The sequence below is a fragment of the Sphingopyxis sp. KK2 genome, from assembly GCF_001990265.1.
Classification (GTDB): Bacteria; Pseudomonadota; Alphaproteobacteria; order Sphingomonadales; family Sphingomonadaceae; genus Sphingopyxis.
Genome location: NZ_LYVN01000197.1, coordinates 1 through 5,394, shown reverse-complemented (window position 1 = coordinate 5,394; position 5,394 = coordinate 1). Strand labels below are relative to the sequence as shown.

The window sequence follows — 5,394 nt, the reverse complement described above, 5'->3', positions numbered from 1 at the left end:
CAGTCCGTTGACGATCCCGCCATAGGCGATCGCGACGATTACCGCGATCGCGAGGATCCACATCATTCTGTGCGTTTTCGAAAGCCTGTTTTCACCTCCAAAGAATTTGGCCAACGGGTGCGGTTCCCGAAGCCAAGACCTGTCCGCGCCGGAATCGCTCGATTCCGGTTTCGGCGCCTTGTCCTGACTGGGATCGACGGGGCCGTTGCCTTCCCCCGCCGATGCCCTGTTGTTGGGCAAATCGGCGGGGGAAGAAAGCCGCGCAGTCTGGAGCATCAAATTGGAGGGGGTGCTGTCCTCCCCCGGATTTTCGCGCATCGCCTGCGCTTCGCCGAGCATATTGGCGGCGACCTGGCGGCCGCGCGCGCCGAGCTTCTGGGCCGCACTCTTCAGGCAGACGTCGACATAATTGGGCGAAAGTCCCAGGGCGCGCGCGATTTCTTTCGAGGTCATGTCCTTCCGGACATGTTCCAGACACGCCAATTCGGTCGCAGACAGCCTTTCGACCCGCGCTAAAAGTCCATCCGGGGCCTGATGCTCCTGCGACATACACCTCGCCATGTTTCCGTAAACACTCCTATTGACGCGCATTCGCGGTCGCAATCAAGTTCTGGTTTATGACCCGGCAACCTCGATCGAGATGGCAGGTCGCGGGGCCTCGCCAGGGGGCGCTCCGAACGCGGACAGGGAATCGGCATCTATTTGCCCCCCGCGTTTTTCTTTTTCCGTCGGCGCACGTCGCAAAGACATTGGTAACATTGGCGATCCAAGCTAGATGAACGGCTTCGAGGGGGAGTGTGTTTCGTGGGTAAGTTTGCCGTTTTTCTTGGTGCCGGTAGTCTGGCGCTGTCCGCGCCCGCTTTCGCGGTCGATACGCCGCTCTATGCCCCGCCCGCCGAGTGGGTCGTGCCGAGCACGGGGCCGCTGCCGCAGGGCGACGCCGCAACACCGTGGCTGCTCAGCGACCAGCAGATCCTGATCGAAGCCGACAAGCGCTCGACCTTCAGCGACCATGCCTTTCGCATCCAGTCCGCCGACGCGCTGCGCAACTGGGACGATCTGCAGTTCGTCTGGCACCCCGACCGCGACGACATGATCATCCACAAGCTGCAGATCATTCGCGGCGGCGCAACGATCGACCTGCTCGCACAGGGGCTGAAGCTCACCGTGCTGCGCCGCGAAAAGGATTTCGAGCAAAAGACGATCGACGGGCTGCTCACCGGCACTGCGGCGATCGAGGATCTGCGCGTCGGTGACACGGTGCGCTTCTCGGCGACGATCGTCGAGCGCAGCGACGTGCTCGCCGGCAACAGCGAGGCGATGGTCGATGTCGAGGCGAAGCCGGCGTCGATTGCGCAGGGCTCGGTTCGCATATTGTGGCCGAAGAACCTGCCGATCAAATGGAAGGCGTTCGGCAAGGGCATCTCACCCGTCGAGCGCGACGAGGGCAGCTATCATATCCTCACCCAGGCGCAGCCGGTGATCAAGCAGGACGAGATGCCCGAGGACGCGCCGCTCCGCTACAAGCGGCCGCCGGGGCTCGAATTTTCGACCTTCGCCTCGTGGAGCGACCTGTCGCGCACCACCGCGCCGCTCTATGCGACCGCGGGCACGATCAAGGAGGGCGGCAGCCTCGCCGCGGCCATTGACAAGATCGGCAAGGCGAACCCCGATCCCAAGGCGCGGACCGCCGCGGCGCTGGCCTTTGTCCAGAACGAGATCCGCTATCTCTACAACGGCCTCGCCAACGGCAATTATGTGCCGCAGACACCGGAGCAGACCTGGACGCTGCGCTATGGCGACTGCAAGGCCAAGACGATGCTGCTGCTCGCGGTACTCGACCGGCTGGGCATCTCCGCGCAGCCCGCGCTCGTCAGCTCGCAGTTCGGCGACCTCCTGCCGACGCGGCTGCCCGCACTCGGCGCCTTCGACCATGTCGTGGTCCAGGCGCGCATCGACGGCACCGACTATTGGCTCGACGGCACCACCGCGGGCATCCATCTCGCCGACCTCGCCGATGTCCCGCCCTTCGGCTATGTCCTGCCGATCGCGGCCGCGGGGCAGGACCTGCTGCCACTGCCGGTGCGCCAGTCGGCGCGCCCTGATTTTGAGATGACGCTGACCTACGACCAGTCGGCCGGCCTTGCCTTTCCGCCGCTGTTCGACCTCGCCTTCACGATCCGCGGCGAACTCGCGGCGCGCATCGGCGGCATGAAGGCACAGACGACGCCCGACCAGCTGCGCGAACTGACCAGCCGCGCGCTCGGCAGCTTCCTGTCCGACGGCACGATCCACACCCGGTCGATCGAGGTCGACGAAAAGGCGGGGACCGCGACGATCCGCGCCGCCGGCATCGGCAGCCTGCCATGGTCGCGCGACGAGCCGCGCGCCTATGTCAATCTCGACGGGCTGGTCGCCGATTTCGACCTCAAGGCCGACCGCACGCGCGCCGCCTGGCGCGACATCCCGGTCGCCGGCGAAGGAGCGAGCCTCTTGTCCAGAATTTCGCCGTCAAGCTGCCGCCGCGCGCCGGCTATGCGATGGAGGGCGATGTCGCCGCCGACATGACGATCGCCGGCACCCGGCTGAAGCGCGAGGCGCGGCTGACCGGCAACCGACTCGACCAGACCGAGACGATCTGGAACAGCGGCGCCGAAATGCCCGCGAACCAGCTCCCCGCCGCGCGCGCGCAGCTCGCCGCCGCCAAGCAGCGCGAGTTCCAGCTTCGCGCCCCCACCGGCTTCCCCACCCCGGCCGAAGAGATCGCCGCGGCTAAGAAAGACAAGAGGCTCGGGCCGCTGCTCGCCGCCTATCAGAAGGCGATCGACGACGATCCCGATTCGGTCGCCGGCTATCTGGGCCGCGCCGCCTTCAACATCGACATTTTCGAGCCGCGCGCCGCGCTTCCCGATCTCGACGAGGCGATCCGGCGCGAGGGCGACGCCAACAGCTATCTCAGTCGCTCGGGCGTCTACAGCCAGCTCGGCGACTTCGACAAGGCGCTCGCCGACGTCGACGAGGCGCTCGCGCTCGACCCGGCGTCGGAGGACGCGCTGGGCTGGAAGACGAGCGTGCTGTCCGAACTCAAGCGCTTCGACGAGGCGCTCGCCATCGCCGACGAACAGCTCTCGCTCGCCAAGGACAAGCGCGGCTGGACCACAACCAAGTCCGACCTGCTCGGCAAGGCGGGCCGCGCCGAGGAGGGCATCACCCTGCTCGCCGCCGCGCTCGCCGACCGGCCGGGCGATTCGATGCTGCTCAACCAGATGTGCTGGCTCAAGGGCACGCGCTCGATCCAGCTCGACACGGCGCTCAAGGATTGCACCCGCGCGATCGAACTCACCGACACCCCGGCGTCGGTGCTCGACAGCCGCGCGATGGTCTTCTACCGCCTCGGCCGGCTGGAGGAGGCGCGCGCCGACCTCGACGCCGCACTCAAGATCAGCCCCGACCTGCCCGCATCGCTCTTCCTGCGCGCGATCGTCCGGCTGCAGGGCAACGACCGCGAAGGGGCCCAAGCCGACCTCGCGCTGGCGCGGCTCCAGCATCGCCGGATCGACGCCGAATATGCAGGCTATGGCATCGCGCCCTGAGGGCCGTCAGCGGACCATCATCCCGCGCCGCCCGATCGCGACGAACGACCCGAGCAGCAGCGCGGCGGCGGACACCGTCACCGCGTCGATCGCGGTCAGCGTCGCGCCGAGACCGAGGAAATCGGCGGCGCCCCAGACCGTCAGGACGATCCAGCTGACATAGAAGGACCAGGACGCGCCCTCGAGCCCGAGCTGGCGGCCGAGTTCGTCGAAGCGGTCGCGCCACAACCAACTGGCGAGCGCACCGCCCGCGAGCATCAGCGCGAGCGTCGCAAAGGCGACCCCGGCGGATACCACCCCCGCCGCAAAGCCCGGTCCGCGCGCCAGCGCGAGCAACAGCAAGGTCGCGCCGAGCAGCGCCATGACGATCGTCGAAAACAGCAGATTCGCCCGGTCGTCGCGCAATTCCTCGGCATCGGCGACATTCAGAACTTTCGCCCCGGCGCGCGGTGCCGCAACACCGAAGCCGACCATCGCCGCGATCAGCAGGTAGATCAGCCCGACCGCCGCAAGCGCGACCCGCGACGGCCCCATCGCGTCGAGCAGCGCGGTCCCGGCGAGCGACAGCATCGCCGCCATCGCCCCCGCGCCGACCAGCCCGCCGACGATCGTGCTCAGCGCCGTCTTGCGCCACGATCGGCGTCCATCCTGTGCCATGGTCCTCGCCATCATTCCTTCTCCGCGGTCCAGTGATCGATAAACAATTCGCGCACCTCGAGCCCGAACAGGCCCGCCATGCGCAGCGCCAGCGGCAGGCTGGGGTCATATTTGTCGGTTTCGACCGCATTGATCGTCTGCCGCGAAACCTGCAGCCGGCGCGCCAGTTCGCCCTGGCTCCACCCCGCCGCCTCGCGATAGTCGCGCACCCGATTTTCCAACACTCGTCCTTCCGCCTGTCAAACACTCTTTACAGGCCGAGGCGACGGCCTGTCAAACACTCTTTACAAGCACCACTTACGCTTTCCTAACCCGGCGCTGCTATGCCGTCCGCACGTCGGACAGGGGGCACAGTCCATGATGCGCAAATTCACGATGATCGCGGCGATGCTGCTGCTCGCCGGCTGCGGCAAGGCGCTCGAGCTGGTCAACCAGACGCGCACCGTCGCCGCGCCGCGCGAGGAAGTGTTCAAGAAGATGTTCGGCGACGGCAGCAGCACCGGTCTGCCGCTCGTCACCAACGGCGGCTCGACGCGTCTCTACGAGCTGGTGGTCGAAAAGGGCGACCCCGAATGGTCGGCGGTCGTCCCCAAGCAGCGCCCCGACGCCTATAAGGTCAAATATGCCGTCGCGATGGAAATCCCGCGCGAAATGCACATCATCTACAGCATCGACGACGGCGCGGTGACGACCGGCCTCAAATTCACGCTCGAGGAACTGGCGCCCGCCAGGACGCGCGTCGTCTTCCACGTCGACGACCTCAAGGGCCATGATACCGAGGGCCTCGCGGTCAACACCGCAAAGCTGCACGCGATCGCCTATGAAGCGCTCAAGAAGCTCGACGATTTCGAAGAGGTCAAGGACCCCGCCTGACGCGAGCCTGCCGCGCCCTCCGGACCGGATTCGCCGAGCGCGGTTCGGCGCAAATCTGTTGCGCATGAACCCTTTGCCGCGACAGGCGTATTATCCCCGGAACCCGAACCAACGGGATTCCCGCACGAGGGGAGACGGCATGCCGGGCGCGACACGATCGACACGAACGGCCGCGCGATGGACGACATGGGCACGCGGCTCGGCGCTGCTAGCACCGCTGTTGCTCGCCGCATGCGGCGGGGGCGGCGGCACCCCGGCCCCGCCGCCCAAC

Annotated in this window: 6 protein-coding genes; 3 read left to right on the top strand and 3 right to left on the bottom strand. The window is 66.9% G+C overall.

Annotated elements, in window-relative coordinates; all coding sequences use genetic code 11:
- A partial coding sequence (locus tag B1A78_RS20095) for a LuxR C-terminal-related transcriptional regulator (protein WP_218668010.1) occupies positions 1-549 on the bottom strand: 549 nt, incomplete at its 3' end.
- 255 nt (positions 550-804) lie between these two features.
- Here B1A78_RS20095 and B1A78_RS20090 point away from each other — a divergent pair.
- Positions 805-2,568 carry a DUF3857 domain-containing transglutaminase family protein gene (locus B1A78_RS20090; protein WP_179102113.1) on the top strand — a complete coding sequence of 588 codons (1,764 nt, stop codon included), beginning with the start codon at positions 805-807 and terminating at the stop codon, positions 2,566-2,568.
- Positions 2,541-3,593, top strand: a complete 1,053-nt coding sequence (locus tag B1A78_RS20085; RefSeq protein WP_077148651.1) for a lipopolysaccharide assembly protein LapB — start codon at positions 2,541-2,543, stop codon at positions 3,591-3,593. Before B1A78_RS20090 ends, B1A78_RS20085 begins: the two co-directional genes overlap by 28 nt.
- Positions 3,594-3,599: 6 nt before the next feature.
- On the opposite strand, the gene B1A78_RS20080 is transcribed toward B1A78_RS20085, so the two are convergent.
- Positions 3,600-4,250, bottom strand: a complete 651-nt coding sequence (locus B1A78_RS20080) for a hypothetical protein (RefSeq protein ID WP_144037929.1) — start codon at positions 4,248-4,250, stop codon at positions 3,600-3,602.
- An 11-nt stretch (positions 4,251-4,261) separates the two neighbouring features.
- Positions 4,262-4,471: a helix-turn-helix transcriptional regulator gene (locus B1A78_RS20075; RefSeq protein WP_077148649.1), complete on the bottom strand. Its 210-nt coding sequence runs from the start codon at positions 4,469-4,471 to the stop codon at positions 4,262-4,264.
- 136 nt (positions 4,472-4,607) lie between these two features.
- On the opposite strand from B1A78_RS20075, the gene B1A78_RS20070 reads away from it, so the two are divergent.
- On the top strand, positions 4,608-5,123 hold the full coding sequence (locus B1A78_RS20070; protein WP_077148648.1) for a hypothetical protein: 516 nt from the start codon (positions 4,608-4,610) through the stop codon (positions 5,121-5,123).
- Positions 5,124-5,394: the final 271 nt, after the last annotated feature.